Source organism: Ancylobacter sp. (assembly GCF_965229075.1).
Classification (GTDB): Bacteria; Pseudomonadota; Alphaproteobacteria; order Rhizobiales; family Xanthobacteraceae; genus Ancylobacter.
On record NZ_CBDDIO010000001.1, the window covers coordinates 429692 to 444816 of the forward strand.

General features: G+C 66.2%; 9 protein-coding genes. 6 read left to right on the plus strand and 3 right to left on the minus strand.

Going from position 1 to position 15125, the window contains the following annotated elements; translation table 11 throughout:
- Positions 1–102 precede the first annotated feature (102 nt).
- Positions 103–738 (minus strand): recombinase family protein, encoded by a 636-nt coding sequence (locus tag ACO07Z_RS02275; RefSeq protein WP_421697220.1) that lies wholly within the window; start codon positions 736–738, stop codon positions 103–105.
- 494 nt (positions 739–1232) lie between these two features.
- Here ACO07Z_RS02275 and ACO07Z_RS02280 point away from each other — a divergent pair, with 494 nt between their 5' ends.
- From ACO07Z_RS02280 to ACO07Z_RS02290, 3 genes are all read left to right on the plus strand, one after another.
- Entirely contained in the window at positions 1233–6857 is a 5625-nt protein-coding gene (locus tag ACO07Z_RS02280; RefSeq protein WP_421697221.1) for an autotransporter outer membrane beta-barrel domain-containing protein, read from the plus strand.
- Positions 6858–7139: 282 nt separating this feature from the next.
- Positions 7140–8291 (plus strand): Ppx/GppA phosphatase family protein, encoded by a 1152-nt coding sequence (locus ACO07Z_RS02285; RefSeq protein WP_421697222.1) that lies wholly within the window; start codon positions 7140–7142, stop codon positions 8289–8291.
- Positions 8288–9007: an RlmE family RNA methyltransferase gene (locus tag ACO07Z_RS02290; RefSeq protein WP_421697223.1), complete on the plus strand. Its 720-nt coding sequence runs from the start codon at positions 8288–8290 to the stop codon at positions 9005–9007. Before ACO07Z_RS02285 ends, ACO07Z_RS02290 begins: the two co-directional genes overlap by 4 nt.
- Here the strand turns inward: ACO07Z_RS02290 and ACO07Z_RS02295 are convergent.
- Together ACO07Z_RS02295 and ACO07Z_RS02300 are read right to left on the minus strand one after the other, a co-directional pair.
- Positions 8973–10004 (minus strand): alpha/beta hydrolase, encoded by a 1032-nt coding sequence (locus tag ACO07Z_RS02295; RefSeq protein WP_421697224.1) that lies wholly within the window; start codon positions 10002–10004, stop codon positions 8973–8975. The genes ACO07Z_RS02290 and ACO07Z_RS02295 overlap by 35 nt on opposite strands.
- Before the next feature lie 45 nt (positions 10005–10049).
- Positions 10050–11483 carry an MFS transporter gene (locus ACO07Z_RS02300; protein WP_421697225.1) on the minus strand — a complete coding sequence of 478 codons (1434 nt, stop codon included), beginning with the start codon at positions 11481–11483 and terminating at the stop codon, positions 10050–10052.
- A gap of 312 nt (positions 11484–11795) precedes the next feature.
- Here ACO07Z_RS02300 and guaB point away from each other — a divergent pair, with 312 nt between their 5' ends.
- Genes guaB through ACO07Z_RS02315 form a run of 3 tightly spaced genes read left to right on the plus strand, consistent with a single transcriptional unit; the run spans position 11796 to position 15108 of the window.
- Positions 11796–13286, plus strand: a complete 1491-nt coding sequence (guaB, locus tag ACO07Z_RS02305; RefSeq protein ID WP_307020216.1) for an IMP dehydrogenase — start codon at positions 11796–11798, stop codon at positions 13284–13286.
- A gap of 46 nt (positions 13287–13332) precedes the next feature.
- Positions 13333–13764 carry an MAPEG family protein gene (locus ACO07Z_RS02310; RefSeq protein WP_421697226.1) on the plus strand — a complete coding sequence of 144 codons (432 nt, stop codon included), beginning with the start codon at positions 13333–13335 and terminating at the stop codon, positions 13762–13764.
- A gap of 21 nt (positions 13765–13785) precedes the next feature.
- Complete coding sequence (locus ACO07Z_RS02315) at positions 13786–15108, plus strand: RsmB/NOP family class I SAM-dependent RNA methyltransferase (RefSeq protein WP_421697227.1); 1323 nt, start codon at positions 13786–13788, stop codon at positions 15106–15108.
- The last annotated feature ends 17 nt before the right edge of the window (positions 15109–15125 follow it).

The following is a 15125-nucleotide window of genomic DNA, read 5'->3' on the forward strand; positions in this document are numbered from 1 at the left end:
GCTTTCCCGCCGGTCCGTTCGCCACTCATTGAGCGGAACGTGCGCGGGGGGCGTATCCCGTCCGCCGCGACGGCTGATCTGTCCGTCGCGGCTTCGGGAGCCTCAGCTGCCGCTATCCTCGGAATGGTCCGCCTTTGGCGGGCGGCGTGGGAAGATGCGGTAGACCGTGGCCGGCGACACGCCGAGCGCGCGGGCGACATCGGGCACGGCATTGCCGCTCGCCAGCAGGCGGTGGGCTTTGGCAATATCCTTGTTGGACAGCGATTGCGGCCGCCCGCGCCGGCGCGGGCTTCCGCTCGTGGCCGCCGGGGCGGGGACCGGCTCGCTGAGCTGGGCGAGCGCGCGGCAGGCGAAGGCGAGGGCTTCGCCGGAGGGGATCATCATATCCATCGGCATGTGGCCGAGCTGGATGGTGACGCCCTTCCGGCTGAGCGACGCCACGATGCGCACCACGGCCTCCACATCCACGCCGAGATGATTGAGCGCCGGCACAACAAGCACATCGCCCACCCGCGCGAAATCGAGCGCTGCCCGCAGGCCGGGCCGGTCGATCCGGCGGTCGTCGTCAATGTCGCTGAACACATGTTCGCAGCCCAGCGCCCGCAGCGCGGCGGCTTCGGTGGGCTCGGATCCCGCGGCCGGCGGCAGCGCGTCCCGACGCGGAAGTAGGGTGAAATCGGTGGCGGAACGGGACGTTCCACCACCTTCGGATTCGACCAGACAATAACCGATGAGCATCTTTCCCCGCAGGCTGGATGCGCCTCCCGCAACGGCGCGCATGATCGGAACCGCTCCGATTTTACCGCCAGCCTCCCCTTACTAGGTGCAAAAATAGCACACCTCGCGAGAACCGCTAGGACGCGGCACTTGAAATTCCGGGCGGTAACATTTTGGCGAAAATTGTGAGAAATGAGGCGCTCGGTAATTTTGGTTTATAAAACATTGAATTTCCAAGCATCCTCGTAAGATGGCGAGGTTGCGCGTCGCAAATGTCTTTTTTTGCGCCATTTTTGCGAGATTGCGGCAACGCTGCGGCGGTCTTGTGGCCCTGATCAAGACCGGACTAGGGTGCCGTCGACTCGAACCGTCATGCCCTGCGGATGCTGGCGGATTCGAAAAAAGCACAGATTGCGGCAACGCCGTAAGTGATGGGATCGGGGGCATTTATGTCGAAGAAGTTTGCCATTCCGCGCCGGGGCGCCGGCAAAGCCAAGCTTGTGATTCGCCGCAAGGTGGCGCCCGTGGCGCCTGTGGCTGTCGATCACAGCAAGGTCGCCCTTTTCGGCTCGGCTTCGTCGGTGGCCCTCGGCCTTGTGCTCGGTGCGCTGGCGACCGCTGTGTCGCCCCAGTCGGCTCAGGCGACGAACTGCACGGGCAACAACACCAGCACTGTTGTCTGCGACACCACCGGGGCGGGTGGCTGGAGCACGAACATCGCCGGCACTGCTGACAAGGACACCATCACGATCCTGGGCGGCTCGTACGGCTACGATCTTTCCTACAACCCGAGCCCGATCACCCTGCAGGGTTTGGGCAAGGACGACACCATCTCCATCGGTGCTGACAATGTCTCGTCCAATGTCGGCAACGTTCAGTTCAACGGCTCGGTCGACGGTGGGGACGGTAAGGACACGATCACCATTGGCAGCTCCAACAGCACGAATTCCTATTGGGTCACCATCGAACAGAACGTGTCCGGCGGAAAGGATGACGACAAGATCTTCCTGAACGCCGTCTACGGCGACACGGAAGTCACCGGCACCGTCGATGGTGGCGATGGCAAGGATGAGATCAGCGGCTTTGCCTCGGGCAAAGGCAATGTTCTGACCATCGGCAAGTCCATCACCGGTGGAAATGGTGACGACAAGATTTCCTTGTCCATCGATAAGTCCGGCTCGATCTCTGCCGCCGATATCTCGGGCGGCGACGGCAAGGACACGATCACCATCATCGGCAAGTCGGACGGAAGCATCACTGCGAAGAACATCGACGGTGGCGATGGCAAGGACACGATCACGCTGACCGCGTCGGACAAGAGCAAGATCGAAGCCGGAGAGATCAAGGGCGGTAAGGACGACGACACGATCGAACTGACCGCTGAGGATGACGGGTCGATCAAGATCGGCGCCATCAAGGGCGACGAAGGCAACGACAAGATCACCGTTACCGCGTCATACAAGTCCAAGATCACCGTCTCAAAGAACATTGAGGGCGGCGATGGCAAGGACACGATCGAGCTGACCTCTTCCGACAAGAGCAAGATCGAAGTCGCCGAGATCAAGGGCGGCAAGGACGACGACACGATCACGCTGACCTCCGAGGACGAGGGCTCGATCAAGATCACCAAGATCGATGGCGAGGACGGCAAGGACACGATCACGCTGACCTCGACTGACAAGAGCAAGCTCGAGATCGACGAGATCAAGGGTGGCAAGGACGACGATTCGATCGCGCTGACCGCCAAGGACAACAGCGAGATCAAGGTCAGCTCCATCAAGGGTGACGAAGGCAACGACTCCATCACCATCACCGGCTCGGGTAATTCCAAGATCACCGTCGACAAGAACATCGAAGGTGGCGACGGCAAGGACACGATCGAGCTGACCGCGTCGGACAAGAGCAAGATTGAGGCCGGCGACATCAAGGGCGGCAAGGACGACGATTCGATCGCGCTCGCCACCAGCGGCGACAGCTCGATCAAGGTCAGCAAGATCGATGGCGAGGACGGCAAGGACACGATCACGCTTACCGCGTCGGACAAGAGCAAGATCGAATCCGGCGAGATCAAGGGCGGCAAGGACGACGACACGATCACGCTGAGTGCCGACGGCAGTAGCTCAATCAAGGTCAGCGCCATCAAGGGCGACGAAGGTAGCGACAAGATCACTCTGACCTCGTCGGACAGCGCCAAGATCACCGTCGACAAGAACATTGAGGGCGGCGACGGCGAGGACCTGATCGCGCTGACCGCGTCGGACAAGAGCGAAATCCGCGCCAACGACATCAAGGGCGGCAAGGATAACGACTTCATCATCCTGACGGCCTTTGACGGTGGCGACATCACCGTGAAGAACATCACCGGTGACGAAGGCAACGACACGATCATCGCCGGAGCCATTGGTCGACGCAGCGACGTCACCATCAATGACATCAATGGCGGTGACGGGAACGATTTCATCGGCGTCTACGCCCTGCTGGGCGGCGAGGTCGCGGTCGACGACATCAGGGGCGGTGACGGCAATGACGTCATCGGGCTGCTTGCGGCTGCGGGCGGCGAGATCCATGTCGATGGCGACATCGAGGGCAATGACGGCAACGACATCATTGGCCTGGTTGCGCTGGCGGGCGGCGACATCCGCGTCGATGGCGACATCGAGGGCGGCGATGGCAATGACTTCGTTGGGCTGCTCGCGGCAGCGGGCGGTGATATCCGGGTCAATGACATCGAGGGCAATGACGGCAATGACATCATTGGCCTCGCTGCGCTGGCGGGCGGCGACATCCGCGCCGACGACATCGACGGCGGCAATGGTAATGACTTCATCGGCCTGTTCGCCGCTAGCGGCGGCGATATCCGGGTGGATGACATCGACGGCGGCCGTGGCGACGACGTTATCCTCCTTGCAGCGACGGATCGGCGCAGCGACATCCGCGCCGACGACATCGACGGTGGTCGGGGCGATGACTTCATCGGCCTGTTTGCGTCCCGCGGCGCGGAAGTGCGTGTCGACGATATCGACGGCGGCCGGGGCGACGACTTTATCGGGCTTCTCGCGACCCGCGGCGGCACGATCCGCGCCGACGACATCGACGGCGGTGACGATGACGATGTCATCGCTCTGATCGCCACCAAGGGCGGCAGGATCCGTGCGGACGATGTTCGGGGCGGCGATAACGACGATTATATTGGAATCCTCGCCACTTCCGGCGGCGACGTCCGTGTGGACGACATCGACGGTGGCTCGGGTGAGGACAAGATCCGCATCTACGCCGACGGCGGTCAGATCAGCCTCGACGACATCGACGGCGGCAGCGGCCACGACCGCATCTTCCTCGGCGCCACGGATGCGGAGGGGAGCTTCATCTCCGTCGACAACATCGATGGCGGCCGCGGTGATGACGAAGTCAAGCTCTCCGGGCTGAACAACATCGGCGACATCGCCAACTTCCGCATCGACGGTGAGATCGACGGCGGACGCGGCTTCGACACGCTGATCGTCACCAATGGCAGCGCCCTGTCGCTCGACGAGGTGAGGCGCTTCCAGGAACTCTACGTCACCGGCGGCTCCTATCTTCAGCTCAACCAGCGCTGGGTGAACTTCAACGGCAATGACGAGAAGGACGGGCTGGTGGCGGTCGATGCGACCTCCTACCTGAAGCTCTCCGACCCCGATGCCGACCTCGATACCGGCAATGTCGTCCTGGAAGCTTCCGGCGGCGAGAATGGCTACCGTTCCATCTACACCGGCCGGGATGCCGGCTGGCTCAACCAGACGGGCGGCGTCTTCGACGTCTCCGGCAACACGGCCACCGGGACCGCCTATACGCGTGTGGAACTGTCGGACACGCCGGACAGCATCCCCAATCCGCTGCTGCCGGACGCGACCTTCATCAACCGCGGCACGATCGCCCTGCATAACGGCATCGATGACGTGGTGGGTGATCGCTTCACCATCAACGGAAACTACCAGGGCGGCGGCAATCTGCTGATCGACACCTATCTGGGCGCTTCCAACAGCCCGACCGACATCCTCGTCATCAATGGCGATGTAGCGCCGGGGGCGACCACCACGATCTATGTCAACAACACCAATGCTGGTCAGGGCGTCTACACTGGCACTGGCCTCGGCCAGGGCATCAAGGTGGTGGATGTTTCCGAATGGGGCACCTCGCCGGACGACGCCTTCCAGCTGGCGCGCAACAGCGTCAGCGGCCAGCGCGAAGTGATGGCGGGCGCCTATTCCTACCGGCTGCTCCAGGACCCGGACAACGAACTGACCCTTGGGTTCGGGCCCATGTACGCGCCGGAGGACACCGGCGCGGGCGACTGGTATCTGCGCGCGGGCTACACCGCCCAGGCGACGGGCTATGCCACGGCGCCGTCGGCGATCCAGCGCCACTTCTATGCCGGCCTCGACACGCTGCATAAGCGGCTCGGCGAGGTGCGCCAGCAGGACCAGCTGGAAGGTCGCAATGCCGATCTGGCCGTATCGGCGACCAAGGCCCCGGCCTATCAGCCGGTGCCGGCGCCGAAGTTCCAGATGTGGGGCCGCGGCGGTGGATCGGACCTCAGCTACGACGTCAGCAACGGGTGGGACTTCTCGCAGCAGAGCTGGGGCCTGCAGGCGGGCGGCGATTACACGTTCGACTATGACAGCTGGCGCATCACGGCCGGCGCCTTCGGTGGCTATGGCTGGTCGGATGTCGATGTGGACGGCGACTGGACGTCGTGGGGCGGCAGCTCGTCTCTCGACATCAATGGCTGGAATGCTGGCATCTACGCCACCATCCGCCAGGTCGGCCTGGTGCGTGGTGCGGGCTTCTATACCGACCTCGTCGGCAAGGTGGATGTGCTCGATCTCGACATCACCTCGACCAGCAACGTGACGGCGAATACCAACGCCACGGTGTGGGGTGGCTCGATCGAGATGGGCTACGGCTTCGAGCTGTCGAACAGCTGGGTGATCCAGCCCCAGGCGCAGCTGGCCTATGTCAGCGCCAACCAGGATTCTTACTACGACTCGATCGGGACCTACGTCTCGCCGGGTGACGCGGAATCGCTGATCGGTCGCCTGGGTCTGCAGGTGCAGTCCACCTTCGTCATGGCCACTGGCCAGACGGTGACGCCCTACGCGATCTTCAATGTGAACTCGGAGTTCCTGGGCGACAACAAGACCAATGTCGCGGGCACCGTCCTCACCAGCGACATCAACGGCACCTGGTACAATGCCGGCATCGGCTTCACCGCCGATCTGAATGGCAGTGTGGCCCTGTTCGGCAACGGCGAATACAATTCGGCGATGTGCAGGGCTGGGCCGGCCAGGGCGGCTTCAAGGTCCGCTGGTAAGCTCTTGTGCGTGGCGCGCGGCCTCTGCCGCGCGCTGGCAGGAAATAGCTGGGCCGGCCCTCGTGGTCGGCCCATTGCTTTTGGGCTTCGTCACGCCGGCTGTCGCCAGCCCTCGCCAAGCGCTGTGATCGGTGGCACAGACGGAGCCGTGATTTTAAACCCGTGGCGTGCCATGACGGCACTTCGCCCCTCGCTCATGCCCGGGACCGTTCCGGAGGACCTCATGCACCGTTTCGCCCGCCGTGCCGCCGCCCTGATCCTCGGCCCGTGCCTTCTCGCCGGCGCCCCCGCCGCCTTCGCCCAGACCGCGCCGGCGGCGCCGGCCGCACAGACCGCGCCGGCCGCGGCCAAGGCGCCCATCCGCACCGAGACCACGACCTTCGACAATTGGGTCGTCACCTGCCGCGCCAGCCTGGAGAAGGGCGCGAAGAAAAGCTGCGTCGCCTCGCTCAAGGTAACGGAGTCGAAGTCGAAGAAGACCGTGATGCTGTGGCAGATCGGCCAGGACAAGGCCGGGGCGCCGACCTATCTGGTGCGCACGCCCCTCGGCGTCCGGTTGAAGGACGGGGTGCAGATCACCATCGGCAAGGGCAAGCCGCGCAAGATCGACTACGCCTCCTGCCATTCGGGCGGCTGCGAGGCCATCGGCCCGTTCGAGGAGGCGTTCGGCAAGGAACTGCTCACCGCGAAAGACGTGGTCGCCAGTTTCGTGCTCGCCAATGGCCAGACGGTGAATGTCACCCTGCCGATGGCCGGCATTGCCCAGGCGCTGCCGGCGCTGAAGGGCTGAGCGGGCGCCCCTCTCGGTCGCGCGTCCAGGGTCAGCGGCGAATCGCTGATGGGCGCGGACGCCGGGCGGCCCATGTCGTTCACGTGACCGGCAGGACGGCCGATGCGCCCTTGTCCTGCCGGGGTTTGCGCCTTGACCAGCCCTGCCTCCCGCGCCGGGCTGCCATGAAGTCGATTGCGCCAGCGCTGGCGAATGTTACATTTCATTCGAGATGTTGAACAATGCGCGCCTGGAACCGCACTTCGCGCGGCCGGCACGACGGCTTCGGCCGGGGAAGTTGAAATGGTCGACGAGACCCAGATATGGGCCGGGGAGCGGGTGACGGAAACGTCCGCCGGCGACGAGCGGCCCTCTGTGCGTGTGCGTCCGAACGGTCCGCCCTATGCCGGGGCGTCCGGTGCGGCGGGCCGCGACCCGCGGCAGGCGGCGCGCCCGCGCAACAACGACCCCTGCTATGCCGCGCTCGACCTCGGCACCAATAATTGCCGCCTCCTGGTTGCCCGCCCCACCGGCAGTGGCTTTCGTGTCGTCGATGCCTTCTCGCGCATCGTCCGGCTGGGCGAGGGGCTGATCTGCTCCGGGCGGCTCGGCGCGGCGGCGATGGACCGGGCGGTCGAGGCGCTGAAAGTCTGCGCCGCCAAGATCGAGGCGCGCCACATCGTCGATCGCCGGCTGATCGCCACCGAGGCCTGCCGCTCTGCCGTCAATGGCGCCGAGTTCATCGATCGTGTGACGCGCGAGACCGGGCTCGAACTGGAGATCGTCGACCGCGAAACCGAGGCGCGCCTCGCCGCTTCCGGCTGCACGCCGCTGGTCGATCCCACCTCCGACGGGGCGGTGCTGTTCGATATTGGCGGCGGTTCGACCGAAGTGGTGTGGCTCGACCGGGTGGAAACGCGCGATGGCGGCCCGCCGGCGGCGGTGATCCGCGCCTGGGTCTCCGTGCCGCTCGGCGTCGTCACCGTGGCCGAACGCCATGGCGGGGTGAAGGTGACCCGCGACGATTTCGAAGCGATGGTCAATGAGTTCACGCCGCATCTCGCCGGCTTCGTGCAGGCGGTGGGTCCGCATAATTGCGGCCGGCTGCACCTGCTCGGCACATCCGGCACGGTGACGACTATCGCCGGCGTGCATCTCGACCTGCCGCGCTATGACCGTTCGCAGGTCGATGGCACCTGGCTCGGGGCTGAGCAGGTGCGGGTGGTGGTGGACCGGTTGCTGGCCATGCCCTTTGCCGAGCGCGCGGCCAATCCGTGCATCGGGGTGGAGCGGGCCGACCTGGTGCTGGCGGGCTGTGCGATCCTCGAATCGGTGCGCCGGGCGTTTCCCTGCGACCGCCTGCGCGTGGCCGATCGCGGCCTCAGGGAAGGAATTCTGGTGGAACTGATGCGTGCCGATGGTGTGTGGCGGCCGAGAGGCGGAGCCTCGACGTGATTGACAAGCCCCAGCCCGGCAAGGGCGGCGAGGCGCGGCCGCTGAAGGTGCGCCTGAAAAAGGCCCGCTCGCTCAGTTCCTCCTCGCAGAAATGGCTCCAGCGCCAGCTCAACGATCCCTATGTCGCCCGCGCCAAGCGTGAGGGCTGGCGCTCGCGCGCCGCCTTCAAGCTGATCGAGATCGACGAAAAGCTGAAGATCCTCAAGCCCGGCCTGCGCGTGGTCGATCTCGGCGCCGCCCCCGGCGGCTGGAGCCAGGTGGCGGCGAAGAAGCTGAAGGTGGACGAAGGCCGCGGCAAGATCGTCGCCATCGACCTCTTGGAGATCGACCCCATCCCCGGCGTCGATTTCACCCAGATGGACTTCCTCAAGGACGAGGCGCCCGAGCAGCTCAAGGCCATGCTCGGCGGCGAAGCCGATATCGTCATGTCCGACATGGCCGCCAACACGACGGGGCACCGGGCGACCGACCATCTGCGCATCGTCGGGCTGGTGGAACTCGCCATCGATTTCGCCCGCCAGGTGCTGGCGCCCGGCGGCTGCTTCATCGCCAAGGTGTTCCAGGGCGGCACGGAAGGCACGCTGCTGGCGGACCTCAAGCGCGATTTCACCGCCGTGCGCCACATCAAGCCGCAGGCGAGCCGGGCGGATTCGGCGGAGCTCTACGTGGTGGCAACCGGGTTCAGGCGATCAGCGGCGACAGGAACCGCCGAATAGCGGCAAAGGCGGCTTCGCCCTGCGGTAGCAGCCTGGGGAAGAAATAGAAACCGTGCGGCATGGCGGGCTCGACATGCAGCGTCACCGGCCGGCCGGCCGCTTCGAGCTTCTGCGCAAAGGCGCGGTTGTCGTCCACAATGGGATCGACACCCCCCGCGACGATCACTGTCGGCGGATAGGTGGAAAGATCGCCAAAAGCCGGGCTCGCATGCGGGTGCGACCACAGCCGATGGTGCACGACATAGGCGCCGCGGATGTAGCCGAGAAAGGCCGTGTCATAGATGATGCCGCGCGGCGCCAGCGCCTCGAAGGAGGCATGGCGCTCCACGTTGAAATCGGTGATGGGGCAGAGCAGCAGCGCCGCGTCCGGCGCCCTTGCTCCTTCGTCATTGGCCTTCAGCGGCAGCGCGGCCGCCATGTTGCCGCCCGCCGAATCTCCGCCCACCGCGATGAAGTCCGGATCGCCGCCGATCTCTGCGCCATTGATGCGCAGCCATTGAAGCACGGCCAGCGTATCCTCCAGGCCAGCGGGGAAAGGCCATTCCGGCGCCAGACGGTAATTGACGCTGACGACCAGCATCCCGTTTTCCTCGGCGATGCGGCTGGTGATGTAGGCCGTGTCTTCGGAGGCGCCGACGGTGAAGCCGCCACCGTGCAGATAGACCAGCAGGGGCAAGGCCCCGGTCCTGGCGCCGGGCGCAAAGGTCTGGCAGCGTATCGGTCCGAGCGGCGAGGGAATGAAGAGGTCACCCACGCGCACGTCCGGATAGAGTTCGGCGGCGGACGGGGGCAGACTTGCCGGGTCGATCGGTTCCGCCTGGCCGATATAGCCGCTGCGCACGCTCTGGATCATGAGCTCGCGCAAGGTGAGCGGTGAGCGCAGGCGCGCCAGAAGCTTGAAATAGGCCGCGGCCGGATCGGCCTCGTCGATGGTGGACGCAGCCGCGCCCGGCGTGAGCTGGTCGACAAACACAGGCGTCTGCGGCGGCGTGGTCATGTCCGGCACTCCCTGACGTGGCATGCCATCATCACGGAAATTGCCTCATCCCGCACTCCCCATCTCCCCCGGTGGTTCGGGTATCTGCGCGGGCTTGACCCGTCGCTGCGCCAGTTCGGCCCCGGCATCGGGCGGCAGGCGCAGGAAGAAGAACACCGAGCACACCGCGATGCCCGCCACGACCAGGAAGGCGACACTGAAATCGCTGAGCGCGATAGTGCCGTCGCCGCGCCAGCTGCGCAGCCCGTCGAGCACCAGCGCCGCCACCGCCACGCCGGTGGAGATCGACACTTGCTGCGCCACGCTGGCGAAGCTCGTCGCCCGGCTCATCGCCTCCGACGAGACATCGGCATAGGAGAGGGCGTTAGTGCTGGTGAATTGCAGCGAGCGGAAGAACCCGCCCAGCAGCAGCGCCCCGACCAGCACGAGATAGGGCATGCCCGGCCGGAACAGCGCCCCTACCGCGATGAACGCGGCGGCGATGACGCAGTTCACCACCAGCACCCGGCGGAAGCCGAAGGCGCGGATGATGGGGGCGGCGGTGAATTTCATCGTCATCGCCCCCGCCGCCGAGGCGAAGGTGATCATGCCGGAGGCGAAGGGGCTGAGCCCGAAGCCGAGTTGCAGCAGCAGCGGCAGTAGGAAGGGCAGGGCGCCGATGCCGACACGGAACAGCGAGGCGCCGACGACGCCGGCGAAGAAGGTCGGGATTTTCAGCAGCGCCAGATCGAGGATCGGTTTCACCGTGCGCCGGGCGTGCCGGATATAGAAGCCCATCGACACCGCGCCGACGACGATGACGGCGAGCGCGAGCGAGGGCGCCACCGCGTGCTGGCCGAGCAGCGCGAAGCCGAAGACGAGGCCGGCGAGGCCGAGCCCGGACAGGCCCATGCCCTTGAGATCGAAGGGCGGCACGTTCGGTTCGCGGATATCGGGAATGAAGCGGCTCACCAGCATGAAGCCGAGCAGGCCGATGGGCAGATTGAGGAAGAAGATGTAGCGCCAGTCGAAATAGGTGGTGATGAAGCCGCCGAGCGGCGGGCCGATCACCGGTCCCAGCAGCGCGGGAATGGTGAGCCAGGCGAGCGCGGAGACAAGCTCCTCCTTCGGCACGGTGCGCAGAATGACCAGCCGCCCCACCGGCACCATCATCGCCCCGCCCATGCCCTGCAGGATGCGGTAGGCGACGAAGTCTGGCAGCGAATGGGCGAGACCGCACAGCAGCGAGCCGGCGGTGAAGATGGCGATGGCGGCGCGGAACACGGTGCGCGAGCCGAAGCGGTCGGCGAACCAGCCGCTCGCCGGAATGAACACGGCGAGGCTGAGTAGATAGGAGGTCAGCGCCAGCTTGAGCGAGATCGGGTCCTCGTGCAGATCGGCGGCGATGGCCGGCAGCGAGGTGGCGATAACGGTCGAATCGAGCTGCTCCATGAACAGCGCGCAGGCGACGATGAGCGGGACGAGACGTTCGGAGCGCACGGGCCGTTCCGGGATGGCGGGCGGGGGGAAACGAGCGACTTTCCGGCTATAACGCCGCAATTGCGCCCCCGCGACCACAAACGCACGCACAAATCTGTCATCCACGCCCGTTACGCAGGGGCTTGCTGGCGCGCATCGGCATTGCGTTCTGCACAGAGATAGACGCCTAGGAAAGCGTACAAGGCCATGGTATGAGCCCTCGCCAACTCGAAGCGCGCGGGCGCTGTCACAAAGGCCCGGTTCGCTTCGTTTCATCCATCCATCGGGCGGGACGGGAGCCGTGTTCCCCTTGCCCCTAATCGGGAGTTGGCGATGTCGGTCTATGACGGCCTCGCGCGGGAAGCGCTCACCTTCGACGACGTGCTGCTGAAGCCCGGCCTGTCCGATGTCATGCCGGGCGAAGTCGATATTCGCTCGCGGGTGACGCGGAACATCTCGCTCAACATCCCGATCCTGTCCTCGGCCATGGACACCGTCACCGAATGGCGGCTCGCCATCGCCATGGCGCAGGCCGGCGGCCTCGGCGTCATTCACCGCAACCTCGATCCCGAGGTGCAGGCCGAGCATGTGCGCCTCGTCAAGAAGTTCGAGAGCGGCATGGTGGTGAACCCCGTCACCATCCATCCCGACCAGCCGCTGGCCGATGCGCTGGCGCTGATGAAGAACCACGGCATTTCCGGCATCCCGGTGGTCGAGCGCGGCCCGAACGGGCGCGGCGGCAAGCTGGTGGGCATTCTCACCAACCGCGACGTGCGCTTCGCCACCAATCCGGCGCAGCCGATTTCCGAGCTGATGACCAAGGAACGGCTGATCACGGTGCGCGAAGGCGTCGATCAGGCCGAGGCCAAGCGCCTGCTGCACAGCTACCGCATCGAGAAGCTGCTGGTGGTGGACGATGAAGGCCGCTGCGTCGGCCTGATCACCGTCAAGGACATGGAAAAGGCCGTCACCAACCCGAACGCCGCCAAGGACGAACAGGGCCGCCTGCGCGTCGGCGCCGCCACGACGGTGGGCGAGGACGGCTATCGCCGCGCCGAACTGCTGATCGAGGCCGGCGTCGATCTCGTCGTGGTCGACACCGCGCACGGCCATTCCCGCAAGGTGCTGGATCAGGTAAGCCGCATCAAGACGCTGTCCAACAGCGTGCAGATCCTCGCCGGTAATGTCGCCACCGCCGAGGCGACGCAGGCGCTGATCGACGCCGGCGCGGATGCGATCAAGGTCGGCATCGGGCCGGGCTCGATCTGCACCACCCGCATCGTCGCCGGTGTCGGCGTGCCGCAGCTCACCGCCATTCTCGACGCGGTGGAAGCCGCGAAGAAGAGCGATGTCCCCGTGATCGCCGATGGCGGCATCAAGTTCTCCGGCGATCTCGCCAAGGCGCTGGCCGCCGGCGCCGACTGCGCGATGATCGGCTCGCTGCTGGCCGGCACGGATGAGAGCCCGGGCGAGGTCTATCTCTACCAGGGCCGCTCCTATAAGTCGTATCGCGGCATGGGCTCGGTGGGTGCCATGGCGCGCGGTTCGGCCGACCGCTATTTCCAGGCCGAGGTGAAGGACACGCTGAAGCTGGTGCCGGAAGGCATCGAGGGTCAGGTGGCCTATAAGGGGCCGGTGGGCGGCGTTCTGCACCAGCTCGCCGGTGGCCTGCGCGCCGCCATGGGCTATGTCGGCGGCGCCACGCTGCAGGATTTCCGCGAGAAGGCGCAGTTCGTGCGCATCTCCGGCGCCTCGCTGCGCGAGAGCCATGTGCACGACGTGACCATCACCCGCGAGAGCCCGAACTATCCGGGAGCCGTCTGAGCGCCGGCCTTCCGCCGGCGCCGCACCGATGAAGGAGGGCGGATCCATGTACGTCACTGCCACGCTGTTGCCCGTGTTCGTGCAGGTCGCCCTTACCTTCGCCGTGCTGTTCCGGCTGGGGGCGGTGCGCCTTTCCGCTATCCGGGCCGGCGGGCTGGTGCGCGAGGAGGTGGTGATGGGCGACACGGGCTGGCCGCCGATCGTGCGGCAGGCCAGCAACTGCTTCCGCAACCAGTTCGAACTGCCGGTGCTGTTCTATGTGCTGGCGGTGCTGGCGCTGGTGACGCGCCAGGCAAGCGACCTGTTCCTCGTGCTGGCGTGGCTGTTCGTCTTAAGCCGCATCGTCCACGCCATCGTCCACACGACCAGCAATGATGTGCGCTGGCGTTTCGGCGCCTTCGCCTTTGGCGCGCTGGTGCTGCTGGCGATGTGGGTGCTGTTCGCACTCGCAATCCTGCTGGCGCCGGCTTTGCCGTAAACCTTTGTTATTGGAGTTGAAATGACGCCGGCTGCCAGGCTTTCCGCCGCTATCGAGGTGATCGGCACGATCCTCGCCGAACGCCGTCCGGCCGCCGACGTGCTGAAGGATTGGGGCCGCAGCCACCGCTTCGCCGGTTCCGGCGACCGCGCGGCGCTGGCCTCACTGGTCTACGACACGCTACGCCGCCGCGCCTCCGCCGCCTGGATCATGGGCGAGCGGGTGGGGGAGGAGAGCCCGCGCGGGCTGGTTCTCGGCATGCTGAAGGTGGCGCGCGGCCTTGATGTCGAGGCCATCGCCGCCTTGTGCGACGGCGGGCGCTTCGCCCCCGCGCCGCTGAGCAAGGCCGAGCATCAGCGCCTTTCGCAGGCAAACCTCGACGACGCGCCCGCGCCGGTGCGCGGCGACTACCCGGAATGGCTCGACGCCCCGCTCGCCGCCGTGTTCGGCGACGCGCGTGCCGAGGAGGGTGCGGCGCTTGCCGAGCGCGCGCCGCTCGACCTGCGGGTCAATTCGTTGAAGGGCGATGTGGAGAAGGCGAGCGAACTCATCGCCCATCTCGCGCCGACGCCCGGCGCCTGGTCGCCGCTCGCTCTGCGCATCGCGCTGGAAGCCGACGGCAAGGCGCCCCCGCTCACCTCGGAGCCAGCCTATCTCAAGGGGCTGGTGGAGATACAGGACGAGGGTTCGCAGATCGCCGCCATTCTCGCCGCCCCGCCGCGCGGCGGTCAGGTGCTGGATCTGTGTGCCGGCGGTGGCGGCAAGACGCTGGAACTCGCCGCGCTGATGGATGGTGCCGGCCAGCTCTACGCCTATGACGACGATCTGCGCCGCCTCGCGCCGATCCATGAGCGGGTGCAGCGCGCCGGCGCGCATAATGTCCAGGTCCGCTCGCCGCGCGGCAAGGCGGATGTGCTGGAAGACCTTGCCGGCCGCATGGACCTCGTTCTGGTCGATGCGCCCTGCACCGGCACCGGCACCTGGCGCCGCAACCCGGATGCGAAGTGGCGCATGCGCCCCGGCGCGCTGGCCGAGCGGGTGAAGGAGCAGGCCGCGATCCTCGATGCCGCCGCCCATTATGTGAAGCCTGGGGGACGGCTGGCCTATGTCACCTGCTCGCTGCTGGATGAAGAGAATGTCGACCAGGTGCGGGGCTTCCTCGCCCGCCATCCCGGCTTCCGCGTGGTGCCGCCGGCCGAGGCCGCGCTGGCGCTTGGCGAGCGTGGCATCACGCTGCGCGCCGCCGCGCTGGAGCGGCCCGAGGGCCTGCTGCTGACCCCGCGCCGCACCGGCACCGATGGCTTCTTCATCAGCCTGATGGTGCGTGCCGACCAAGCCGGATAAATGAACGCCACCGAGAC

What these genes read in the sequence shown, in the direction of transcription:
- guaB (WP_307020216.1), top strand. Translation starts at nt 11,796, where the DNA reads ATGTCGGTCTATGACGGCCTCGCGCGGGAAGCGCTCACCTTCGACGAC.
- ACO07Z_RS02285 (WP_421697222.1), top strand. Translation starts at nt 7,140, where the DNA reads ATGGTCGACGAGACCCAGATATGGGCCGGGGAGCGGGTGACGGAAACG.
- ACO07Z_RS02310 (WP_421697226.1), top strand. Translation starts at nt 13,333, where the DNA reads ATGTACGTCACTGCCACGCTGTTGCCCGTGTTCGTGCAGGTCGCCCTT.
- ACO07Z_RS02295 (WP_421697224.1), bottom strand. Translation starts at nt 10,004, where the DNA reads ATGACCACGCCGCCGCAGACGCCTGTGTTTGTCGACCAGCTCACGCCG.
- ACO07Z_RS02315 (WP_421697227.1), top strand. Translation starts at nt 13,786, where the DNA reads ATGACGCCGGCTGCCAGGCTTTCCGCCGCTATCGAGGTGATCGGCACG.
- ACO07Z_RS02275 (WP_421697220.1), bottom strand. Translation starts at nt 738, where the DNA reads ATGCTCATCGGTTATTGTCTGGTCGAATCCGAAGGTGGTGGAACGTCC.